The sequence below is a fragment of the Aeromicrobium sp. genome, from assembly GCF_014378035.1.
Lineage (GTDB): Bacteria > Actinomycetota > Actinomycetes > Propionibacteriales > Nocardioidaceae > Aeromicrobium.
Map to the genome: position 1 here is coordinate 24,287 of NZ_JACMOM010000010.1, position 20,308 is coordinate 44,594.

At 67.9% G+C, this 20,308-nt stretch carries 21 protein-coding genes and 1 riboswitch; of the genes, 14 read left to right on the forward strand and 7 right to left on the reverse strand.

Annotation, left to right across the window (positions count from 1 at the left end):
- Nucleotide 1: 1 nt before the first annotated feature.
- Nucleotides 2–1,705, reverse strand: a complete 1,704-nt coding sequence (locus tag H7290_RS00625) for a DEDD exonuclease domain-containing protein (protein WP_290512080.1) — start codon at nucleotides 1,703–1,705, stop codon at nucleotides 2–4.
- Between the two features lie 174 nt (nucleotides 1,706–1,879).
- Between H7290_RS00625 and H7290_RS00630 the strand changes: the two genes are divergently transcribed.
- From H7290_RS00630 to H7290_RS00640, 3 genes are all read left to right on the forward strand, one after another.
- Entirely contained in the window at nucleotides 1,880–2,113 is a 234-nt protein-coding gene (locus tag H7290_RS00630; protein WP_290512081.1) for a hypothetical protein, read from the forward strand.
- Between the two features lie 83 nt (nucleotides 2,114–2,196).
- Nucleotides 2,197–2,355, forward strand: a riboswitch (cyclic di-AMP (ydaO/yuaA leader).
- A 6-nt stretch (nucleotides 2,356–2,361) separates the two neighbouring features.
- Nucleotides 2,362–3,348, forward strand: coding sequence for a C40 family peptidase (locus H7290_RS00635; RefSeq protein ID WP_290512082.1), 987 nt, complete (start codon nucleotides 2,362–2,364; stop codon nucleotides 3,346–3,348).
- Between the two features lie 94 nt (nucleotides 3,349–3,442).
- Entirely contained in the window at nucleotides 3,443–4,639 is a 1,197-nt protein-coding gene (locus tag H7290_RS00640) for a hypothetical protein (protein WP_290512083.1), read from the forward strand.
- On the opposite strand, the gene H7290_RS00645 is transcribed toward H7290_RS00640, so the two are convergent.
- Nucleotides 4,606–6,339: a long-chain fatty acid--CoA ligase gene (locus H7290_RS00645; RefSeq protein ID WP_290512084.1), complete on the reverse strand. Its 1,734-nt coding sequence runs from the start codon at nucleotides 6,337–6,339 to the stop codon at nucleotides 4,606–4,608. The genes H7290_RS00640 and H7290_RS00645 overlap by 34 nt on opposite strands.
- Nucleotides 6,340–6,474: 135 nt before the next feature.
- Here H7290_RS00645 and H7290_RS00650 point away from each other — a divergent pair, with 135 nt between their 5' ends.
- From H7290_RS00650 to H7290_RS00665, 4 genes are read left to right on the forward strand one after another with little or no spacing between them, the layout of a single operon-like run.
- A complete protein-coding gene (locus H7290_RS00650; RefSeq protein WP_290512085.1) occupies nucleotides 6,475–6,912 on the forward strand; it encodes an SRPBCC family protein in 438 nt (145 codons plus the stop codon).
- On the forward strand, nucleotides 6,909–7,286 hold the full coding sequence (locus tag H7290_RS00655; RefSeq protein ID WP_290512086.1) for a hypothetical protein: 378 nt from the start codon (nucleotides 6,909–6,911) through the stop codon (nucleotides 7,284–7,286). Before H7290_RS00650 ends, H7290_RS00655 begins: the two co-directional genes overlap by 4 nt.
- Nucleotides 7,283–8,230 (forward strand): ROK family glucokinase, encoded by a 948-nt coding sequence (locus H7290_RS00660; RefSeq protein WP_290512087.1) that lies wholly within the window; start codon nucleotides 7,283–7,285, stop codon nucleotides 8,228–8,230. Before H7290_RS00655 ends, H7290_RS00660 begins: the two co-directional genes overlap by 4 nt.
- A complete protein-coding gene (locus H7290_RS00665; protein WP_290512088.1) occupies nucleotides 8,230–9,267 on the forward strand; it encodes an ROK family glucokinase in 1,038 nt (345 codons plus the stop codon). The genes H7290_RS00660 and H7290_RS00665 overlap by 1 nt, the downstream gene beginning before the upstream one ends.
- On the opposite strand, the gene H7290_RS00670 is transcribed toward H7290_RS00665, so the two are convergent.
- The gene (locus H7290_RS00670; protein WP_290512089.1) at nucleotides 9,173–9,577 is read right to left on the reverse strand and encodes a hypothetical protein; all 405 of its coding nucleotides are present in this window, start codon (nucleotides 9,575–9,577) and stop codon (nucleotides 9,173–9,175) included. The genes H7290_RS00665 and H7290_RS00670 overlap by 95 nt on opposite strands.
- On the reverse strand, nucleotides 9,570–10,346 hold the full coding sequence (locus H7290_RS00675) for an alpha/beta fold hydrolase (protein WP_290512090.1): 777 nt from the start codon (nucleotides 10,344–10,346) through the stop codon (nucleotides 9,570–9,572). The genes H7290_RS00670 and H7290_RS00675 overlap by 8 nt, the downstream gene beginning before the upstream one ends.
- A 78-nt stretch (nucleotides 10,347–10,424) precedes the next feature.
- On the opposite strand from H7290_RS00675, the gene H7290_RS00680 reads away from it, so the two are divergent.
- The 5 genes from H7290_RS00680 to H7290_RS00700 all read left to right on the forward strand — a co-directional run bounded on the left by H7290_RS00680 (nucleotide 10,425) and on the right by H7290_RS00700 (nucleotide 14,691).
- Nucleotides 10,425–11,177: a 1-acyl-sn-glycerol-3-phosphate acyltransferase gene (locus H7290_RS00680; protein WP_290512091.1), complete on the forward strand. Its 753-nt coding sequence runs from the start codon at nucleotides 10,425–10,427 to the stop codon at nucleotides 11,175–11,177.
- Nucleotides 11,178–11,221: 44 nt separating this feature from the next.
- A complete protein-coding gene (locus H7290_RS00685) occupies nucleotides 11,222–12,250 on the forward strand; it encodes a 6-phosphofructokinase (protein ID WP_290512092.1) in 1,029 nt (342 codons plus the stop codon).
- Nucleotides 12,251–12,285: 35 nt separating this feature from the next.
- Entirely contained in the window at nucleotides 12,286–12,765 is a 480-nt protein-coding gene (locus H7290_RS00690) for a DUF427 domain-containing protein (protein WP_290512093.1), read from the forward strand.
- A gap of 130 nt (nucleotides 12,766–12,895) precedes the next feature.
- Nucleotides 12,896–14,200 (forward strand): class II 3-deoxy-7-phosphoheptulonate synthase, encoded by a 1,305-nt coding sequence (locus H7290_RS00695; RefSeq protein WP_290512098.1) that lies wholly within the window; start codon nucleotides 12,896–12,898, stop codon nucleotides 14,198–14,200.
- Nucleotides 14,201–14,205: 5 nt separating this feature from the next.
- Nucleotides 14,206–14,691 (forward strand): DUF1990 family protein, encoded by a 486-nt coding sequence (locus H7290_RS00700; RefSeq protein ID WP_290512099.1) that lies wholly within the window; start codon nucleotides 14,206–14,208, stop codon nucleotides 14,689–14,691.
- On the opposite strand, the gene H7290_RS00705 is transcribed toward H7290_RS00700, so the two are convergent.
- Entirely contained in the window at nucleotides 14,667–15,548 is an 882-nt protein-coding gene (locus tag H7290_RS00705) for a DMT family transporter (protein ID WP_290512094.1), read from the reverse strand. The genes H7290_RS00700 and H7290_RS00705 overlap by 25 nt on opposite strands.
- A gap of 3 nt (nucleotides 15,549–15,551) precedes the next feature.
- Nucleotides 15,552–17,564 (reverse strand): Stk1 family PASTA domain-containing Ser/Thr kinase, encoded by a 2,013-nt coding sequence (gene pknB / locus H7290_RS00710; RefSeq protein WP_290512100.1) that lies wholly within the window; start codon nucleotides 17,562–17,564, stop codon nucleotides 15,552–15,554.
- A gap of 327 nt (nucleotides 17,565–17,891) precedes the next feature.
- Between pknB and H7290_RS00715 the strand changes: the two genes are divergently transcribed.
- On the forward strand, nucleotides 17,892–18,191 hold the full coding sequence (locus H7290_RS00715; protein WP_290512095.1) for a barstar family protein: 300 nt from the start codon (nucleotides 17,892–17,894) through the stop codon (nucleotides 18,189–18,191).
- Here H7290_RS00715 and H7290_RS00720 read toward each other — a convergent pair.
- Nucleotides 18,166–19,227, reverse strand: a complete 1,062-nt coding sequence (locus tag H7290_RS00720) for a polyprenyl synthetase family protein (protein ID WP_290512096.1) — start codon at nucleotides 19,225–19,227, stop codon at nucleotides 18,166–18,168. The genes H7290_RS00715 and H7290_RS00720 overlap by 26 nt on opposite strands.
- 23 nt (nucleotides 19,228–19,250) lie before the next feature.
- Here H7290_RS00720 and metF point away from each other — a divergent pair, with 23 nt between their 5' ends.
- The gene (gene metF, locus H7290_RS00725) at nucleotides 19,251–20,144 is read left to right on the forward strand and encodes a methylenetetrahydrofolate reductase [NAD(P)H] (protein ID WP_290512097.1); all 894 of its coding nucleotides are present in this window, start codon (nucleotides 19,251–19,253) and stop codon (nucleotides 20,142–20,144) included.
- Nucleotides 20,145–20,308: the final 164 nt, after the last annotated feature.

The window sequence follows — 20,308 nt, forward strand, 5'->3', positions numbered from 1 at the left end:
CCTAACCCGGCTGCTGGAGCTCGTGCCATGACGCGCTGGCATCCTCGAACGGGGTGAGGTGTCGGGCTCCACCCTCGAGCGAGGCGTGCCACGACCCGCGAACCATGCGCAGGCCCGGCGAGTCGAGCCAACGGATGAGCGTCTCTGTCTCTTCGGCGGTCGCCGCCGGGATGGGTCCGAATCCGGGCTGGACCGTCTCGGCCGTGGCGAGCAGCGCGTCGACCCACCCGGAGGGATGGACGCCGCGCGGCAGGATGCCGGCGGCGGCGAGCCGGCCGAACCGGATAACATGAATTTCCCAACCCGCAGGGTGAGGGATCGCGGCGACGAGCTCGGCGGTCCCGGTGAGCTCGCGAAGCCGCTGGGTGCGCACCACCGCCCGCAGAAAGCCTGTGAGCCGGTCGCGCCAGATCGCCGCGTCCTCAAAACGTTCGGCACGTGCGAGGTCGAGCATGTGGGCGCGGACGATGATGACGAGCTCTTCAGGGTCGGCGGTCATGGCTCGGCGCACGCGCGAGACTTCGGCGGCATACTCGGCGATGTCGGCAGATCCGTCGCAGGGGGAGAGGCAATGCCCCATCTCGGCGAGGGCGCACGCAGGACGACGAGACTTGGCCGCGAGCCGCGGCGTGCACTGCCGGATGCGGAACGAGTCGTGCAGGGCAGTGAGCGCACCTTCGGCAGCCGCCCGACCCCGGAACGGGCCGATGTAGTCGGCGTCGTCGTCGAGGATCTTGCGGACGATGGAAAGCCGCGGCCACGGCTCGCGGGTGAGCTTGAGCCAGCTCAGACGATCAGGGAACCGCGAGCGTCTGTTGTAGGGAGGTCGGTGTCGGCCGATGAGACGGAGCTCGCGCACCTGCGCCTCGAGGGCGGTGGCGCACACGATGCCCTCGATGCGTTGGGCCAGCATGACCATCTCACCCATGCGGGTGCGGGTCTCGGCCTTGGTGAAGTAGGAGCGGGTGCGAGACCGCAGGTTGCGTGAGGTGCCGACGTAGAGGATGGCATCGTTGGCGTCGCGGAACAGATAGACCCCGGGAGCCTCGGGCAGGTGTTCGGCGAGGTGCCGCTTGCGACGCTGCTCGGGCTTGACCTTCGAGGTGTATGTCGACACCTCCTCGAGCGTCGTGACGCCCAGGGGGCCAAGGCGCTCGAACAATGCGTGCAGCACGTCGACGGTGGCCCGGGCGTCGGACAGTGCACGGTGGTTGGGTGTCGTGGTGGCGCAGAACCGCGCGGCAAGCGTGGAGAGCTTGCAGTTGGGAACCTCTTCACGCGACAGGATTCGCCGTGCGAGGACTGCTGTGTCAAGCACCTCGAAGCTGGGCCACACGATGTCGAGCTCGAGGCTGAAGTGCTTGAGGAAACCGATGTCGAAGGGTGCGTTGTGCGCCACCAGCACGCACCCGCGGGCGAACTCCAGAAAGCTCGGCAACACCTCGGCGATGCGGGGCGCGTCGATGACCATCTGGTTGGTGATGCCCGTGAGCACCGTGATGAAGGCGGGGATGGCCTCGTCGGGGTTGAGGAGCGTCTGGAACTCCCCGAGGACCTCGCCGCCCCGCACCTTGACTGCGCCGAACTCGGTGATCTTGGATCCCTTGGCCGCCGACCCACCGGTGGTCTCGAGGTCGACGACGCAGAACGTCGTGTCGGACAGGGGACGGCCGAGCTCGTCGAACGATCCTTGGACTGCGTGCACGGCGACCACGCTAGGCGCGGCCACCGACAGACCGTGGAGACTCGCCGACGCGGCCGATCCGGGGACGTCTGTCGACGCCCTCGACACGACATGCCGGTGTTTTTGTCCGAGCAGTCTCCTAGCGTGATGCATGTCCTCGAATGACGGGGACCAACCAGCACAGGAGGTGCCGGCATGAACGAGACAACTCCCACCGACTCCGTGGTCGTCGACTGCGATCGGTGTCTTGTCCGCAGTCCCTCTGCCTGCGGCGACTGTGTCGTCACGTTCCTTCTCGGAGCCCCGCCCGCAGGCATCGAGCTGGACGTCGATGAGCTCGCGGCCCTCGGTGCGCTGGCCGATGCAGGCTGCGTCCCGCCGCTTCGGCTCGTGACTCCCATCGCAGGCCCTGAGACCCAGGCAGTCTGAAGCATGGCGCAGTTGATCTGACTTCGGGCGCCACCTACACTGGGTCTTTGTGCGTCCGGTGAACGGCGACCTCCAGGTCGGCGTCGGGCGCTCCGTCGAATTGTTGCAGGCATGGGGAAGATGTCTGGGACGAACCGGGGACCCAATGTGTGTGGGGTGAATCGGACCACGTTCGCGTGGACCGTAGGGCAGACCTTGGCCCGAATCCGTCAGCTCACCCGGTAGACGTCGAGGATGTAGGAGTTTGTGTGCCCTTGTTGTCGCGTACCCACGCCCGTCGTCACGGACTTGCCTCCGCTGCAGCACTCGCCCTGATCGGTAGCCTCTTCGTGCTGCCTTCGGCCGAGGCTGCTCCCGCCATCACTCCCAAGGATGTGGCCGCTGCCTTCCATCAGGCCGAGGCGCTGAACGAGCAGGTCAACCAGATCACGGTGGATTCCCAGCAGACGCAGAACCAGATCGACGACATCACGGCCGACATCGACCACGACCTCATCGGCTACAACCGGCAGAAGTCGGCGCTCGGCAGTGCGATCGTCCAGCAGCAGATGGACGCCCCGCTCGGGCCCACCGTCAAGCTTCTCAGCAGTGACGATCCCGAGGCCTTCCTTGCTGGCCTCGGCGCCGTGCAGGCACTCAACAGCACCCGGGCCGATGCCCTCGAGCAGTTCGGCCGGTCGAGCAAGGCCCTCAAGAACCGTCGCGCCCAGTTGCAGGACCGCCAGGACCAGCTCACCGCGGCCAAGAAGGACGCAGCATCCAAGCGCGCAGAGATCCGCGCCAAGTACCAGAAGGCCAAGACGCAGCTTGCGCAGCTCACGGCGGCGCAGCAGGCCAAGGTCGACGGGCCCAAGCCCGAGGCCGGGCCCAACATCACGGTCAACGTCAACGCGAGCGGGCGGGCCAAGATAGCAGTCGACTTCGCCCTCGCACAGCTGGGCGAGCCCTACGTCTACGGTGGCGCCGGTCCCGACAGCTGGGACTGCTCTGGTCTCCTGATGAAGGCGTGGGCGGCCGCAGGAGTCACGATCCCTCGCGTCGTTGGCCCGCAGATGGCCGCCGCGACGTCGATTCCGATGAGCCAGCTGCAGCCGGGCGACCACGTGGCCTACGCAGACATGTCCCACATCGGCATGTACCTCGGCGGCGGCAAGGTCATCCATGCACCTCGACCCGGACGAAACGTCGAAATCACCGGACTCGACGGCTTCTCCGAGGCCGCCAGGGTTGGCTGAGCCTCCAAGACGGCCGATTGCCGCACGACGCCCACCCGCTCGACCGCCACGATCGCGGCGGCTGGGCCCTAACGCCACCGCCGCAGTCGTCCTGGTGGCACTCGCGGCGGCACTACTCGTGTGGCAACGGCCGTGGCAGGGTTCCGACGACTCGGCCGTGGCGATCCCGGCCGATGCCGCGTCGGTCCTGACGGACCAGTTCCGCGCTCTGTCGACGGCGACGACGGAGTCTGACTTCGCCGCCGCGGCAGGAGGGACCGCGGGGGCTCGCACCTTCGCGCGTCGCGCGTGGGCTTCGCGCACAGCGCTCGGAGCCAGCGGCGTCGATCTGCGTTACGTCAGCGGCGGTGAGGTGACAGACAGGGAAGACGGTTCCAGCGAGGCCACGATCGAGGTCACCTGGCAGCCCGACGAGGAGTCCGGCCTGGCCATGGTGTCGAACCACACATCGTCCGTTGCCTTCCGGGTGGCACCCCAGCGAGGTGGCGGGTTCTCGATCGTCAGCGTCCGACCGGTCGGGGGAGCGCTTCCCCTGTGGCTGGCGGGCAAGGTCATTGTGGAGCGGCGGCCGGGTGCCAACGTCATCAGGGTCGACGGCGGCGACACGTCACTGCCGGTCGAGTCGATGGCAGCGGTCGCCCGGTCGGCGGTGGCGCGGGTCGTGCCCGGAACCCGGGGCAACATCACCGTCGTGTCGCCCCACACGCAGCAGCAGATGGCGCAGCTGGTCGGTCAGGACGTCGCAGAGGTGGCGCAGATCGCCGCCGTTACGACAAGGCTCGACGGTCGTGGTGCCGACGAGTCGTCGGCCGACGTGGTCGTGCTGAACCCCACCGTCTTCGCCACGATGGACCGCCGCGCAGCCCAGGTCGTCATGAGCCACGAGGCGACCCACCTGCTGACCGACGCGGTGGGGTCTTCGGCCGCGAGCTGGGTCATCGAGGGATTTGCCGACTTCGTCGCGCTGCACGACGACACAGCCCCGCTGTCGCTCAGCGCAGGTCAGGTCCTCGCCGAGGTGAAGGCGGGCAGGTCGCCGACGCGCCTGCCGACCTCCGGCGACTTCGATGCGACGCGCCACGGGCTCGGCGCGGTCTACGAGTCAGCCTGGATGGCTTTCCGGCTGCTCGGAGCGCGAGACGGCGACAAGGCTGTGGTGTCGTTCTACGAGTCGGTGCTCCGGGGTGCCGATCTGGACAAGGCCCTCAAGTCATCATTCGGGACGTCGCAGCGGCGCCTCACCACTGACTGGCGTGCCTACCTGACGAAAAGTGCCTCGATCGTGTCGTGAAGGTCGCGCAGCACCGCGTTGCGCTTGACCTTGAACGAGGGGGTGAGGAAGCCGTTGTCCTCGGTCCAGTCCTCAGGCAGGATCTCGAACTTGCGGATCGACTCAGCCTGGGAGACCTGCGAGTTGGCGTCGTCGACGGCTTTCTGCACCGCGGCCCGGAGCGCGGGATCGTCGAGTCGTCCGGTCCAGGCCTCGGTGTCGATCGTCACCAGTGCGGCGACGAAGGGCTTGCCGTCGCCCACGACGAGGCACTGGCTGACGTATGGGCTCGCACGCACGCTGTCCTCGAGGGCGGCTGGCGCGACGTTCTTGCCGCCGGCGGTGACGATGATTTCCTTCTTGCGGCCGGTGATACGGACGTAACCGTCATCGTCCACCTCGCCCAGGTCGCCTGTGGCGAACCAGCCGTCGTGGTCGATCGAATCCGCCGTGGCCGCCTCGTTGTGCCAGTAGCCCGCGAAGACCTGGGGGCCACGGAAGCTGAGCTCACCGTCAGGTGCCACTCGCACCTCGGTGCCCGGCAAAGGTCGTCCGACGGTGCCGATCCGCTGCTCGTCCGGCGTGTTGACGGTCAGCGCAGCTGAGGTCTCGGTGAGGCCGTAGCCTTCGAGGACGGTGACGCCGATGCCCCGGTAGAAGTGCGCGAGCCGGTCGCCGAGCGGCGCCCCTCCCGACATCGCCCAGTCGGCGTGTCCGCCGAGCGCGGCCCGGAGCTTGCCGTAGACGAGCCTGTCGAAGATGCCGTGCCTCGCCCGGAGAGCGAGGCCGGGGCGGCCGGAGTCGGCGGCCTTGCTGTAGGAGATCGCCGTCTGCGTCGCCCGGTCGAAGATCTTGCCCTTGCCGTCGGCGTAGGCCTTGCTGCTGGCGGTGTTGTAGACCTTCTCGAAGACGCGCGGAACGGCGAGGACGAAGGTTGGCTGAAAGGTGCCGAGGTGGGCGATGAGGTCCTTGACGTCGGCCGTGTGGCCGAGCTTCGTCCCGGTGCGGATGGACCCGACCTGGATGACACGGGCGAAGACGTGTGCCAGGGGTAGGAAGAGCAGCGTCGAGGCATCGTCGGGGCTGAACAGCTCGGGGAGCCGCTCCACCGCTCCCTCCAGCTCGCTACGGAAGTTGCCGTGGGACAGCCGGCAGCCCTTGGGACGGCCGGTCGTGCCGGAGGTGTAGATCAATGTCGCGAGGTGATCGCTCGTCAGCGTCGCTCGTCGTGACTCGAGGTCGGCGTCGCTGACACTCGCGCCCAGAGCCGTGACCTCGTCGATCGCTCCCGCCTCGAGGGTCCAGACGTGCCGCAGGTCGGGGGCTTCGGGGCGGATGTCCTCGACCCGTGCCCGGTGCTCATCGGACTCGACGATGGCGGCCACGGCGCCGGAGTCCGACAGGATCCAGGCAACCTGGGAAGGGGAGGACGTCTCGTAGATCGGAACCGTGACAGCGCCGACCCACCAGATCGCGTAGTCGCAGACCGTCCACTCGTAGCGCGTCTTGGATAGCAGGACGACGCGGTCGCCCGAACAGATTCCGGCCGCGAGGAGGCCCTTCGCCACGGTGGTGATGTCGTGGTGGAACGCGCCGAGCGTGACGTCGAGCCACGCGCCATCGATCCATCGGCCGAGGGCGACCTCGTCGGCGTGGGCCGGGAGTCGGTCGAGGACGTCGTCGGTGAGGTTGCCCGGCTCGAGTGATGGCTGGTTCGTCACCTGAGGCAGGTTACCCTCACGATGGGCTAGAGGTGGCGGCGGTTGTGATGCCCGCGACGCCGCCGCCCTGCGGAAGTATTGGCCTCAGGACGCACTAGCATGTGGTGACACACACAGGCCGGACGAGGAGGGGTGATGGCGCGAACAACGAGCGACATTGTCATCGAGGCACCGGCCGACCAGATCATGGATGTCATCGCCGACTTCGGGTCCTACCCCGACTGGGCGACGGGGGTCAAGGCCGCGAACGTCGTCGCTGGTGTCGATGGCGGGCGTGCAGAGCAGGTGCACTTCGTGCTTGATGCCGCACCGATTCGCGACGAGTACGACCTCGGCTACACGTGGGACGGCGACAGCGCCGTGTCGTGGAGCCTGACCGAGCCCGGATCGATGCTGAAGTCGATGGACGGCACCTACGCGCTCGAACCGCTCGGCGACACCTCCACGCGCGTCACCTACCAGCTGGCCGTCGATGTGTCGGTGCCGTTGCTCGGGATGCTCAAGCGGAAGGCCGAGAAGGTCATCATCGACACCGCGCTCAAGGGGTTGAAGAAGCAGGTTGAGGCCCTGTGACCGATCGAGGCTCTGCCCGCACGGACGCTACGAGCACCGAATCCCTCGACGCTGAGCAACTCGGTGGTGAGTCGGCCAGCCCAGAGCAGGTGGGCACGGTGGCCGAGGAGGCCTTCAAGCTGATTCGTGCACTGAGCAGTCAGGCACTCAGCGGCCCGGCATCGGGCAGCGAAGCACCGGACGACGAGTCCGCGGACGGTCACGACATCTCGACCCACGTGTGCACTGCGACCTGGTGCCCGGTCTGTCAGGTCGTCGGTTTCGTGCACGACAACCCCCACGCGCTGGCGCATGTCTCCCGGTCGGCCGCGGAGCTCGCCCGATCACTTCGCGATCTCCTGGAGAACGCCACGACACCACAGGAGAAGCCGTGACACTCGCCATTGGAGTCGACATCGGCGGCACCAAGATCGCCGCCGGACTTGTCTCGGAGACCGGCGAGATCCTCGACTCCGCCTCGCAGCCGACCCCCGACGACTCCACCAAGATCCCGGCCGTCGTCGCCGATCTCGTCGACCGACTCACCGGTGAGGAGAAAGCCGTCGGCATCGGCATCGGTGCGGCTGGCTTCACCGGTGAAGATCGTGCCACGGTGCGGTTCGCGCCCAACATCGACTGGGTCGAGGAGCCGCTCGCGGCCCACGTCCGTTCGCTGATCGATCTCCCGGTCGTCGTCGAGAATGACGCCAACGCCGCAGCGTGGGGAGAGTTCCGGTTCGGTGCAGGCAAGGACATGGACGACCTTCTTCTGGTCACGATCGGCACCGGTGTCGGGGGCGGCATCGTTCACAAGGGGAAGCTCTTCCGCGGCGGGTTCGGCGTCGCCGCCGAGATCGGCCACATGCGCATCGTCCCCAATGGCATCTTGTGCGGTTGCGGCCAGCACGGCTGCTACGAGCAGTACGCCAGTGGCAGTGCGCTCGTGCGCGACGCACGCGAGCGGGTCTCCAACGACGATCCGGGTGCGGTCGCCATCGCGGCCCTCGCCAACGGCGATCTCGGTCGCATCACCGGCCCCGCGATCACCACCCTTGCCCAAGGGGGCGATCCGCTCGCGATCGAGCTGATCACCGACGTGGGCCGATGGATCGGCGAAGGCCTGGCGATCCTTGCGACGATCCTCGACCCGAGCGTCATCGCCATCGGTGGCGGTGTCGGGGCCGCGGGCGAGCTGCTTCTCGGCCCCGTCGTGGAGGCGTTCAGAGAGAACCTGCCAGCGCGTGCGCACCGGCCGGAGGCGGCCATCAGGTTGGCCGCCCTCGGCAACCGGGCCGGCATCATCGGAGCCGCCGACCTCGCTCGGACCGAGCCCCTCTGATGGCCGACAAGCTCTCCGTCGGCATCGACATCGGCGGCACCAAGATCGCCGCAGGCGTCGTTGACGAGGACGGTCACATCCTGGCCCGTCTGCGTCGTGAGACTCCGACCACCGAGCCACTCGAGGTCATCGACGCCATCGCCGACATCACCGAGGAGTTCCGCCGGGAGCACCACATCCGAGCCATCGGCATCGGTGCCGCCGGATTCGTCGACGCCACCCAGTCGACCGTCCTGTTTGCGCCGCACCTCTCGTGGCGGCACGAGCCGCTGCGTGACTCAGTGGCGCGACGAACGGGTCTGCCCGTGCTGGTCGACAACGACGCGAACGCCGCGGGCTGGGCCGAGTGGCGCTACGGAGCCGCGCAGAACGAGGCAGACCTCGTCCTCATCACCCTCGGCACGGGTATCGGCGGAGCGATCGTCATCGACGGCCAGCCTTACCGTGGCCAGTTCGGCATCGCGGGGGAGTTCGGCCACATGCAGGTCGTGCCGGGCGGCCAGCTCTGCGAGTGCGGCAATCGCGGCTGCTGGGAGCAGTACGCCAGCGGCCGTGTCCTGACTCGTCGCGCGAGAGCCGCGGCCACCGAGGGCACTGCCTTCGGCAAGGTCCTGCTGTCCGAGACCGACGGCGACGTCGAACGCATCGAGGGCCAGCTCGTCACCAAGCACGCCCAGGCCGGCAACGACGAGGCCGTCGAGTGGGTCGCCGAGGTGGGCGACTGGTTGGGCATCGGCATTGCCAACCTCGCTGCCGCGCTCGACCCGGGAATGTTCGTCATCGGTGGGGGTGTGAGCGATGCCGGCGAGCTGCTCGTGGGCCCTGCACGTGCGGCGTTCAGCCGCCATCTGACCGGCCGCGGCTACCGTGCGGAGGCGCGCATCGTGCGCGCGCACTTGGGGCCCGAGGCCGGACTCATCGGGGCGGCCGACATGGCGCGGCTCACAGCACGGCGCCGTCGTCCGGCCAATCCCGGCGCGAGGGCCCGTGTTCGGGCAACTGCAAGATCAGGAAGATCGCCGCGGCGACGAAAATGAGTGCCGCGCCCCCAATGACCGACGGGTCGAGGTAGACGCCCGAGATCGTCGCGACGACGAGCGAGAGCGGGGCGCCCAGCAGTCCGAGCCAGGCCAGCAGGATGCCGCGGCGGCGCGGGATGATCGGGGTGGAATCGACCTTGCGGTAGAACGGCTCCTCGATGTCGCCCCCAGACCGGGCCTGCTCCGGCGACCATGCCGCAGCGGACGGCGGGGCGGCCGGCTCCTCGGGATCGGCCGGCTCGTCGGGAAAGGTGAAGTCGAGGTCGAGCCCCTCGACGATCTTGTCGAAGTCGTCGCGGTCAGTCACCGGTGCCACCGAGCTGCTCGGCGATGAAGGCGGCGGTGCGTTCGAAGATGAGCGGTGCATCGTTGTCGAGCGTCGCCACGTGGAAGCTGTTGGGCAGTGCCACGAACTCCTTGACCGTCGAGGACACGCCGTCGAGGATGATCGCCTTCGACGTCGCATCGACGACGTGGTCTTCGTCTGACCGGAAGAACAGCAGCGGCTGGGTGACAGACGGCAGCGCCGCGCGGACGTCCTTCCACATCTTGAGCTGCGACGCGAGCGCCTTGAGCGGCGTCTTGTCGTAGCCGATCTCGTCCTGACCGGGCTTCTTGATGTCGTTGCCGATGCCGGGCATCGCCGGGAGCACCCACTGCAGCGCCGGCACGAGCTTGATGTCGAACCGCGCGACGTTGACAGCCGGGTTGACCAGCACGATCGCGTCGACGTCGTGCGGCCGCTGCTCGGCCAGGCGCAGCGCGAGACAGCCGCCCATCGACAGGCCGGCCACGACGACGCGGTCGCAATGAGCTCGCAGATCGGTGAGGGCAGCGTCGACCTCGGCGTACCAATCTGGCCAGCGCGTGCGATTCATGTCATTCCACGTCGTGCCGTGACCCGGGAGGCGCGGAACCCGGACGGTGTGGCCGAGGCCGGCCAGCTGGCGGCCCCACGGCGTCATGGAGGCGGGCGAGCCGGTGAACCCGTGGCACAGCAGCACCCCGATCGGACCGCCGTCCGCGGAGTAGGGCTCGGTTCCGGCGACTGCCGCAGCGTCCGGCGAGAGGGTCATACAACCATCTTCCATCATGGACGTTCTCATCGCGAAGCATCATGCGAAACGGGCGAGGTTCAGAGTAGTGTCCTGTCCGTGTTCTATTGGTTCCTGAAGTTCCTCGCACTGGGTCCCGTGCTCAAGCTGATCTTCAGGCCGTGGGCCGAGGGCACCGAGAACGTCCCCAAAGAGGGCGCCGTCATCCTGGCCAGCAATCACCTCTCCTACAGCGACTGGCTGTTCATGCCGCTGGTCATCCCGCGGCGCGTGACGTTCGTGGCGAAAGCCGAGTACTTCGAGGGCTCGGGCGTCAAGGGGTGGCTGCAGAAGACCTTCTTCTCCGGTGCCGGCCAGGTGCCCATCGACCGCTCGAGCGGTTCGGCCGCGGCGGGTGCCATCAAGACCCAGCTGCGCCTGCTCGCCGACGGCGAGGTCTGCGGCATCTATCCCGAGGGCACCCGTTCGCACGACGGCAAGCTTTACCGCGGCCGCACCGGCGTGGCTCGGCTCGCACTCGAGGCGGGCGTCCCGGTCATCCCGCTGGCCGTCATCGGCACCGACGTGGTGGCACCTCCCGGCAAGATCTTCGGCTCGTTCTCGCGCCCCGGCGTCCGGTTCGGCAAGCCGCTCGACTTCAGCCGCTACGAGGGCATGCAGGACGATCGCTACATCCTGCGCGCCATCACCGACGAGATCATGTACGAGATCATGCGCCTGTCCGAGCAGGAGTACGTCGACCTCTACGCCCCCGACGCGAAGAAGCGCGACCGTGACGCGGAACGCGAGGCCGACAAGGTCGCGGCACGCGCCGAGGCCGACGAGGTCTGGGACGACATCAAGCCCGACTGACCAGCACGACCACCACCGCACGACCACCACAGGAGGAGGCACGGATGCGCGTCGGCATGCTCACCGGGGGAGGCGACTGCCCCGGACTCAATGCGGTCATCCGTGGAGCAGTCCGCAAGGGTGTCTCCGCCTACGGCCACGAGTTCGTCGGCTTCCGTGACGGCTGGCGAGGCCCGCTGGAGAACGACACCGTCCCGCTCGGCATCCCCGAGGTGCGCGGCATCCTGCCGCGTGGAGGAACAATCCTCGGCTCGTCGCGGACCAACCCGTTCGCGATCGACAACGGTGTCGAGCGCATCAAGGACAACCTCGCCGCTCAGGGGTGCGACGCGTTGATCGCCATCGGCGGTGAGGACACGCTCGGCGTCGCGACCAAGCTGGCCGACCTCGGCGTCAACGTCGTCGGCGTGCCCAAGACGATCGACAACGACCTGTCCGGCACCGACTTCACCTTCGGCTTCGACACTGCTGTCAACATCGCCACCGAGGCCATCGACAGGCTCCACACGACGGCTGAGTCGCACCACCGTGTGCTCGTCGTGGAGGTCATGGGACGGCACGCAGGTTGGATCGCTCTGCACGCTGGGCTCGCGGGCGGCGCCAACATCATCCTGATCCCCGAGCGCCCGTTCGACATCGAGAAGGTGTGCGCGCAGGTCGAGAGCCGCTTCGCCACCCATTATTCGCCGATCATCGTCGTGTCGGAGGGGGCAGTGCCCGCCGAGGGTGGCTCGATGTCGCTCGTCAGCGGCGAGAAGGACTCCTTCGGGCATGTGAGGCTCGGCGGCATCGGCGACCGGCTCGCCTCGGAGATCGAGCACCGCACCGGCAAGGAGGCGCGCGCCGTGGTGCTGGGGCACGTCCAGCGAGGTGGCTCACCGACGGCATTCGATCGCTGGCTCGCCACCCGTTTCGGGTTGCACGCCATCACGGCCGTCCACGAGGGTGACTTCGGCAAGATGATGTCGCTGCGGGGCACCGAGATCGCCCGTGTGCCGCTGTCTGAGGGCACCGCGGTGCTCAAGCTCGTCCGGCCCGACCTCTACGAAGAGGCTGAGGTGCTGTTCGGCTGAGGTGCGACCCCCGCGCATGTCCGTAGGCTCGAGGCATGACATCCGAACGTCCCGTGGAGAACGTCTGGGACTACCCGCGTCCACCGTCCATCGAGGCCAGCGACGAGCACATCGTTGTCACCTTCGGCGGCCGGGTCGTCGCCGACTGCACGCAGTCCTACCGGGTGTGTGAGACGAGCCACCCACCGAGCTACTACCTGCCGGTCACCGCTTTCGCCGAGGGCGTGCTGAGACCGGTTGAGGGCTCGACGTTCTGCGAGTGGAAGGGTGCGGCGTCCTACTTCGACCTCGTCGGCCCCGACCGCTTCATCCCTGCGGGCGCCTGGACCTATCCGCACCCCACTTCACGATTCGCCCCACTCGTCGAGCACGTGGCGATCTACCCCGGCAAGGTTGACGAGTGCACGATCGATGGCGAGGTCGTGCAGGCCCAGGAAGGTGACTTCTACGGCGGTTGGATCACCTCGCGGGTCATTGGCCCGTTCAAGGGAGCTCCTGGGACGTTGTCCTGGTAGGGCGCCTGCCTATCGACGGGCCCGGCTTGGGCGTGTCTGTCCCGCCTCGCTCGGCCTGTGGTCCGGTGTGGACGGAGCACCCGCGTATCCTTGGTAGGTGAGCATCCCCAGTCTTGACGAACTCCACGCGATGGGTGCTGCACAGCAGCCCACGTATGTCGATCCGTCTGCCCGCGACGCCGCGGTGCAGAAGCTGCGCAAGATGCCCCCTCTCGTGTTTGCCGGTGAGTGCGACTCCCTGCGCGACAAGCTTGCCGAGGTCGCCCGCGGGGAAGCGTTCCTGCTCCAGGGTGGCGACTGCGCTGAGACGTTCGAGGGTGTCACTGCCGAGAACGTGCGCAACAAGCTGCGGGTGCTGCTGTCGATGGCGGTCGTGCTCACGTATGCCGCCAGCGTGCCTGTCGTCAAGGTCGGGCGGCTCGCTGGCCAGTACGCCAAGCCACGCTCGAGCGACACCGAGACCCGCGACGGCGTCACGCTCCCGGCCTACCGGGGCGATGCCGTCAACGGCTTCGACTTCGACCCGGTCACCCGCGCGCACGACCCCCAGCGGCTCGTCGACGTCTACCACGCGTCAGCCTCGACCCTGAACCTTGCGCGCGCCTTCACGACCGGCGGTTACGCCGACCTGCGGCAGATGCACGCGTGGAACACCGATTTCGTGAAGAACAGTCCTGTGGGCGAGCGCTACGAGCGCATCGGTGCCGAGATCGACCGTGCGCTGGCCTTCATGGACGCGATCGGTGTCGACCCCGACGAGTTCCACACCGTCGACTTCTACTCCTCGCACGAGGCGCTGGTCCTCGAGTACGAGCACGCCATGACGCGCATCGATTCGCGCACCTCGCTGCCCTACGACGTCTCGAGCCACTTCGTCTGGATCGGTGAGCGCACCCGCCAGCTCGACGGCGCCCACGTCGAGCTGCTGAGTCGAATCGCCAACCCCATTGGCGTCAAGCTCGGCCCCACGAGCACCGCCGACGACGCGATCGCGCTCTACGAAAAGCTCAACCCCGAACGAGTGCCCGGCCGCATCACCTTCATCACCCGGTTCGGTGCCGGCAAGATCCGCGACGGACTGCCCAACCTCGTCGAGAAGGTCACCGCTGCGGGCATCGAGGTCGCGTGGGTGTGCGACCCGATGCACGGCAACACGTTCGAGACCTCCAACGGTTACAAGACGCGCGAGTTCGACGACGTCATCGACGAGGTGCGTGGATTCTTCGAGGTGCACCGTGCTCTGGGTACCTGGCCCGGCGGAGTCCACGTCGAGCTGACTGGCGACGACGTCACGGAATGCGTCGGTGGCAGCGGCAAGCTCTCGGCGCAGGACCTCTCCCATCGCTACGAGACCTTGTGCGATCCGCGCCTCAATCGTGCGCAGTCGCTCGAGCTCGCCTTCCTCGTGGCCGAGATGCTGTCCGGCCGGCCTTGACCGACGTGCCTCGGCAACAGCTGACGTACGACGAGGTCGGTGGCACGGCGCTCTCGCCACTTCCGGCGGGGTACCACCACGTCCGTGAATCCCGCTCGCTCGGAGTCGTCGACCTCGACGACGCCGCGGAGATCCTGCTGACGTGGCAGATGCACTCCCGGGCGGGGGTCCGGCAGGTCGGTGGTGCCCCCCGCGCAACGCTCGACGCCGAGGTGACCTTCCGCTTCCTCGGTCAGACCATCCCGTGCCGCGTCGTCGAGGTCATCGACGAGCCGCATCGTCGGGGATTCGCCTACGGCACCCTGCAAGGACATCCGGAGAGCGGCGAGGAGCGCTTCGTCGTCGAGCGTGATCCGACGACGGCCGAGGTGACGGCGACCATCATCGCGTTCTCGAGGCCAGGCACCTGGCGGACCAGGCTGATCGGCCCGGCCGGACGTCTGCTGCAGCGCCGCATGACCCAGCGTTACCTCGTCGCACTGCAGCCCTGACCCACGCGCGTCTCGTGACGTCCTGAGACTTCGGCCAGCATCATGGCGGCGAGGACCAGCGCGCCACCCACGAGCACCCGCCAACCCAGCAGCTCGCCGCCGAGGACGATCGCGAACGACGCGGCGAAGACCGGCTCCATCGTCATCAGCAGGGCGGCGCGCGAGGCGTCAATCTGGCCCTGTGCCCAGGTCTGGGCGACCATCGCGAACGCTCCGGCGACGAGTGCCATGTAGACGACGGCGAGCCAGTCGTCGGTTCGCTGGGGGAGCGACAGGCCCCCGGGCGTGGCGACCAGCAGGCAGAGCAGCGCGATGACACCCATCTGGATCGTGGCCATCCCGTACGCATCGCGGGCCGACGACCAGCGGGACAGCAACACGATGTGCACCGCGTAGAGGATCGCGCAGACGAACGTGAGGGCTTCGCCGAAGCCGACCGTGAGGCCGCGAAGCGACAGGATGCCGAGCCCGACCGTGGCCAGTGCGACCGCGGTCCAGACGGTGCGGGAGATTCGCTGACGGAAGGCGAGCGACGCGAGGACGGGCGTGGCCACGACGTAGAGACCCGTGATGAAGCCGGACACGCTGGCGTCGGTGTGGCCCAGGCCGATGGTCTGCAGTATCTGCGCGACTGCGTAGACGAGACCGGCGTAGACGCTGCGGCGCCGCACGATCGGGTCGAGGCGGACGACGGCCCGCGGCGCCACCGCGAGCATCACGACGGCCGCCAGCGCGAAGCGCACTGCGAGGAAGTCGGCGGCGGGAAGGCGGTCGAGGAGGTCCTTGATGAGGAAGAACGTCGAACCCCATACCGCGGTCACTGATAGGAGCGCCGCTGCGGCAAGTCGGGTGTGCACGGGTCAGATGTAGATGACGACGGTGGACCCTCGTGGGGCCTTCTCGTCGCTGTTGGGGGCCTGGAACCGGACGGTGTCCGTGATCGGGACGACGTTGCGCACGCTCACCTTGAAGCCCTTGACCCTCAGCGCGCGCGATGCGTTGATGCGGGTCAACCCCATGACGTCTGGCACGGCGATGCGCTTGGGCCCCTTGGACACCACGAGCGCGATGTCGTCGTTCCTGAATGCCTCGCCACTGGCGGGCGACTGGGAGACGATGGCGCCCTTGTCGACGTCGTCGCTGAAGGCTTCGGAGGTCGTGACGTCGAAGCCCACGCCCTCGAGGGCGGCGCGTGCCCCCGACGCGTCCTGGCCGGTGTAGTCGGTGACCTTGATCGGTTGACGACCTCGGCTCAGGTAGAGGTCGATGGCGGTGCCTGGTTTGAGGGCGTTGTCGGTCGTGAAGTCGATGGCACCCAGCACGAGGTCCTTGTCGACCTTCTCGTCGTACCGCTTCCTCGTGGCGCCAACCTTGAGTCGCACGTCCGTGAGCGAGGCCGTGGCCTCCTTGAGGGTCATGCCCTCAAGATCCTTGGGGAGCCTGACGCGGTCCTTGCCCCGGGAGATGACGGCGGTGATGACGCCACCCGGAAGGATCTTCTCGCCCGGATCGGGGCTGGTCGACATGACAGTGCCCAGTGGTTCGTTCTCAGAGAACCTGCGCTCGTCGACCTTCCAACCGAAGCCATCACCGGCGACGGCGACCTTGGCCTGCGTCTCGGTCTGGCCGACGAGCCGCGGCGTGTCCGTGTAGCGGCCCACGTTGACGTAGTAGCCGATGCCGAAGGCGATCAGTGCCAGCAGGAGAGCACCGATCAGAAGGTTGCGGCCGCGGTGGGAACGAGGGTTGTTGGCCTTGTCCCTGCGGTAGTCCTCAGTAGACATGACGGGGTGCAGCCCGGCGGGCCGGTCTGCGGTGTCACTGAGGACGGACGCGGCTGACCCCGAGGTGACAGGGAGCGAGGACCACTGCATGGTCTCTTCAGGCATGAACACCGATTGCGTGGGCGCGGAGTCGGCGGCGGTGCCACGGACCGCGGCGCGCGGGACCGACACTGTGGGGGTGGTGTCGTCGTTCTTGGGGCGGGGGCGGGGCATCAGGTCGGCGACGAGATCGGGGTCGTCGGTGAGGCCCGCGTGGAGCGCCCGCTGGACCGACCGCACCTGCTGGAGCATGACGCGCGCGTCGGTCGAGCGCTGGTCGCGGTCACGGACGGTGGCACGGGCGACGAGTGCGTCGACGTAGGGCGGGATGCCAGCCTGGATGTCTGACGGAGCGCCGATGTCCTCGTGGACGTGCTTGTAGGCAACCTGGATCGGTGACTCACCCGAGTGCGGCTTGAGGCCCGTGAGCATCTCGTAGAGCACCGCGCCGCAGGCGTAGATGTCGGAGCGGGCGTCCGCCCCCTCGTTGACGACGATCTCGGGCGCGAGGTAGGACACCGTACCGATGAGTGTTCCGCCGGTGGCGGTCGTTGCCGCGCTCACGGCTCGGGCCAGGCCGAAGTCGGCGACCTTGACGTCGCCGTCGGGGGTGATGAGGACATTCTCGGGCTTGACGTCCCGGTGGATGATCTTGGCGGCATGGGCGGCCGACAGCGCGATCAGGATCTGCTCGAGGAGCTCGAGCGCGCGGTAGGGAGGCATCGGGGCCTCTTCGCGCATGAGGTCGCGCAGGGTGTGCCCGGGCACGTACTCCATCACGAGGTAGGTGATCTCCCCGTCCTTGCCCTGATCGAAGACGGAGACGACGTTGCGATGGTTGAGCTTGGCCGCCGACTTCGCCTCGCGGACGAAACGGTTGGTGAACTGCTCGTCGTCGCCCAGACCGCGGTGCATGACCTTGATGGCCACTTCACGGTCGAGCCGTTGGTCGGTGGCGCGGAAGACGCTTGCCATGCCGCCGCGCGCGATGCGCTGGCCGATCAGGTAGCGGTCGTTGAGGACGTGTCCGACCAAGGCTTCATCGCCCATCGATGCCACGCCAACCCTCCTCCGACCTTCACGTGTCGCCCCGACCGTGCCCTGATTCTAGAGACTCTTCCACACGAGTGAGGCGCTAGCGGTGCGTGTCACGGTCCTGTGGTGATGTTCGCCACGCTCAGATGGGCCACGATGGATCCATGCGTCGTCACCCCTGGCTGCTGTGCGCGGCAGCGTGCGTGCTCGCACTGCTGGTCGGTCCGCAGCCGGTCGACGACTCCCGGACCTCCTCCGGAAAGGGATCCGCGGTGGCCAGCGGGCTAACACGCAAAGCCCGAGAGACAGTGGCAGTCATCGCTAGCGGTGGGCTGGAGCGCTTTGCGTCTCGACTCGACGGACAACGTGTCGGTGCAGGACTTCTACGACGTGATCGTCTGTTCGTGGGGCCTGCCCACCTGGTTCGGTCGCAATCTTGATGCGCTTTTCGATGCCCTCGGTGACCTGACCATGACGCCGACGGTGCTGGTGTGGTCCGGGCTCGGGCAGCTCGCCGACATCGACCCGGAGCTGGCAGGCGCCGTCCTCGACATCTTGCGTGATGCCGTTGGGCAGGCCCCGGCATTCGCGGTCATCGTTCGCGATGACCTTGGCGTCAGCGGTTTCGACGGGTTGCTGTGAGTGCGAGCGGGCCGAGCACGGCGCGCGCTGTGGAACCGATCTCATCGATCGCCTGATCTGCCTGCCGCTCGAGACGGCTGATGTCGGCCTCGACCGCCGCACGGGCGCCGGACTCTTCGATCAGTCTTCGGACTGCGTCGACGCCGTCTGGCGTGCCGAGCCCCTCGGCGAGCACAGCGCGGCCCTTGTCGTCGGTCATCTCCGAGGCCCGCGCCACCAGGACGGTGCGCTTGCCCTCGCGCAGGTCATCACCCGCGGGTTTGCCGGTGACGGCCGGATCGCCGAAGACACCGAGCATGTCGTCGCGCAGCTGGAAGGCTTCACCAAGAGGTAGTGCGACTGCCGAGAGTGCCGACATGAGCTCGGTTCCGGCACCGGCGAGCGCAGCGCCGATGTGCAACGGACGCTCGACGGTGTATTTCGCTGACTTGTAGCGCACCACCGTCATGGCCTCCGCGACGGAGAGCGACGCTCGGGTCTGGCCGACGACGTCGAGGAACTGACCGGCGACCACCTCTGTCTTGCAGAGATCGAGGTGATGGCGTCCGGCGACGACGTGACGGACCAGAGACGGCGAACCGAGCACAGAGTTGGTGAACAGCTCATCGCACCACGAGAGCATCAGGTCACCAAGAAGGACCGCGGTGGATCTGCCGAATCCGGCGGCGTCACCGAGACGGTCCTGATCCTGGTGCAGGGTCTCGAACTGTCGATGGATGCTCGGGCGGCCCCTGCGCGTGTCGGACCCATCCATGAGGTCGTCATGCACCAGGGCGCTCGCCTGCAGCCATTCGAGGGCGGCGGCGGCGGCCACGATGGCCGGCTCGTCGGGATCGCCGCCCGCAACGAGCCATCCGGCCTGACAGAACATCGGACGCAGGCACTTGCCCCCACCCACGAACGCGAGGGCGGCGTCGGCGAGCTCGTCGAGCTCGGGGCCGAGACCGGCCAGCACTGCGCGCTGGCCCTGGACGAACGTCTCGAGAGTGTGACCGATCAGTGACCGGAAATCTGTGTCGTCGGCGCGTGAGGTCACAGCCCGGACGATACCGTTGGCGCATGCAATCCGGTCAGCTGTCCCTCGTCGAGGCCCTGCGTGGGCCCACGCCGAGCTATTCCTTCGAGTTCTTCCCGCCGAAGGACGACGACGGCGAGGCAGTGCTCTGGCGCACCATTGCCGAGCTTGAGCCGCTGGACCCGACCTTCGTGTCGGTGACCTACGGCGCCGGGGGCACGAGCCAGGAGCGGACGGTCCGCATCACCGCGCGCATTGCCGAGCAGACTGCGATGCGTCCCGTGGGTCACCTGACCCTGGTGGCGCAGACCCGGGGCGAGATCGAGTCGGTGCTCAAGCAGTACGCGGCGGCGGGCGTCGACAACGTGCTGGCACTCCGTGGCGACCCCAAGGGTGGGCCACGGGCCCCATGGGAGTCTCACCCGGACGGCATGGACCACGCCATCGACCTCGTGGCACTCGCGACCGACCTCGGCGGGTTCGAGATCGGCGTCGCCGCGTTTCCCGAAGGCCATCCAGATGCCGCCAGCCTCGACGCCGACGCCGAGGTGCTCGTCGCGAAGGCACGCGCCGGGGCCGACTACGCGATCACCCAGCTGTTCTTCCGGGCCTCCGACTACTTCTCGCTCGTCGAACGCGTGCGCGCCCTGGGCAGCGACATGCCGATCGTGCCGGGCATCATGCCGATCCTCAACTTCGCGCAGGTCGCGCGCATGGCCGAGCTGTCGGGTGCCGAACTGCCCCGCGAGGTGCTCGACGAGGTCGAGCCCATCCAGGACGACAAGGACGCCGTGCGAGCCAAGGGCATCGAGCTTGCCACGAACCTGTGCCGCGACCTGCTCGCCGGCGGCGCTCCGGGACTCCACTTCATCACCCTCAACCGGTCGAAGGCGACACGAGAGATCTTCGAGGCCCTCCGGGCAGCCGGCGTCCTCTGACGTCTGCGAGAACGGCGTCAGCGGGCTGACGGGCCGACGGCCTCGGCGATAGCGGCCGTCGCCATGCCGATCGCCTCCAGGGTGCCGCCGGGATGCGCGTGGGCGCCTGCGAAGTACACGCCACCTCTCGGCGCGACGCCGGGCAGCTCGAGCGCCGTCGTCCA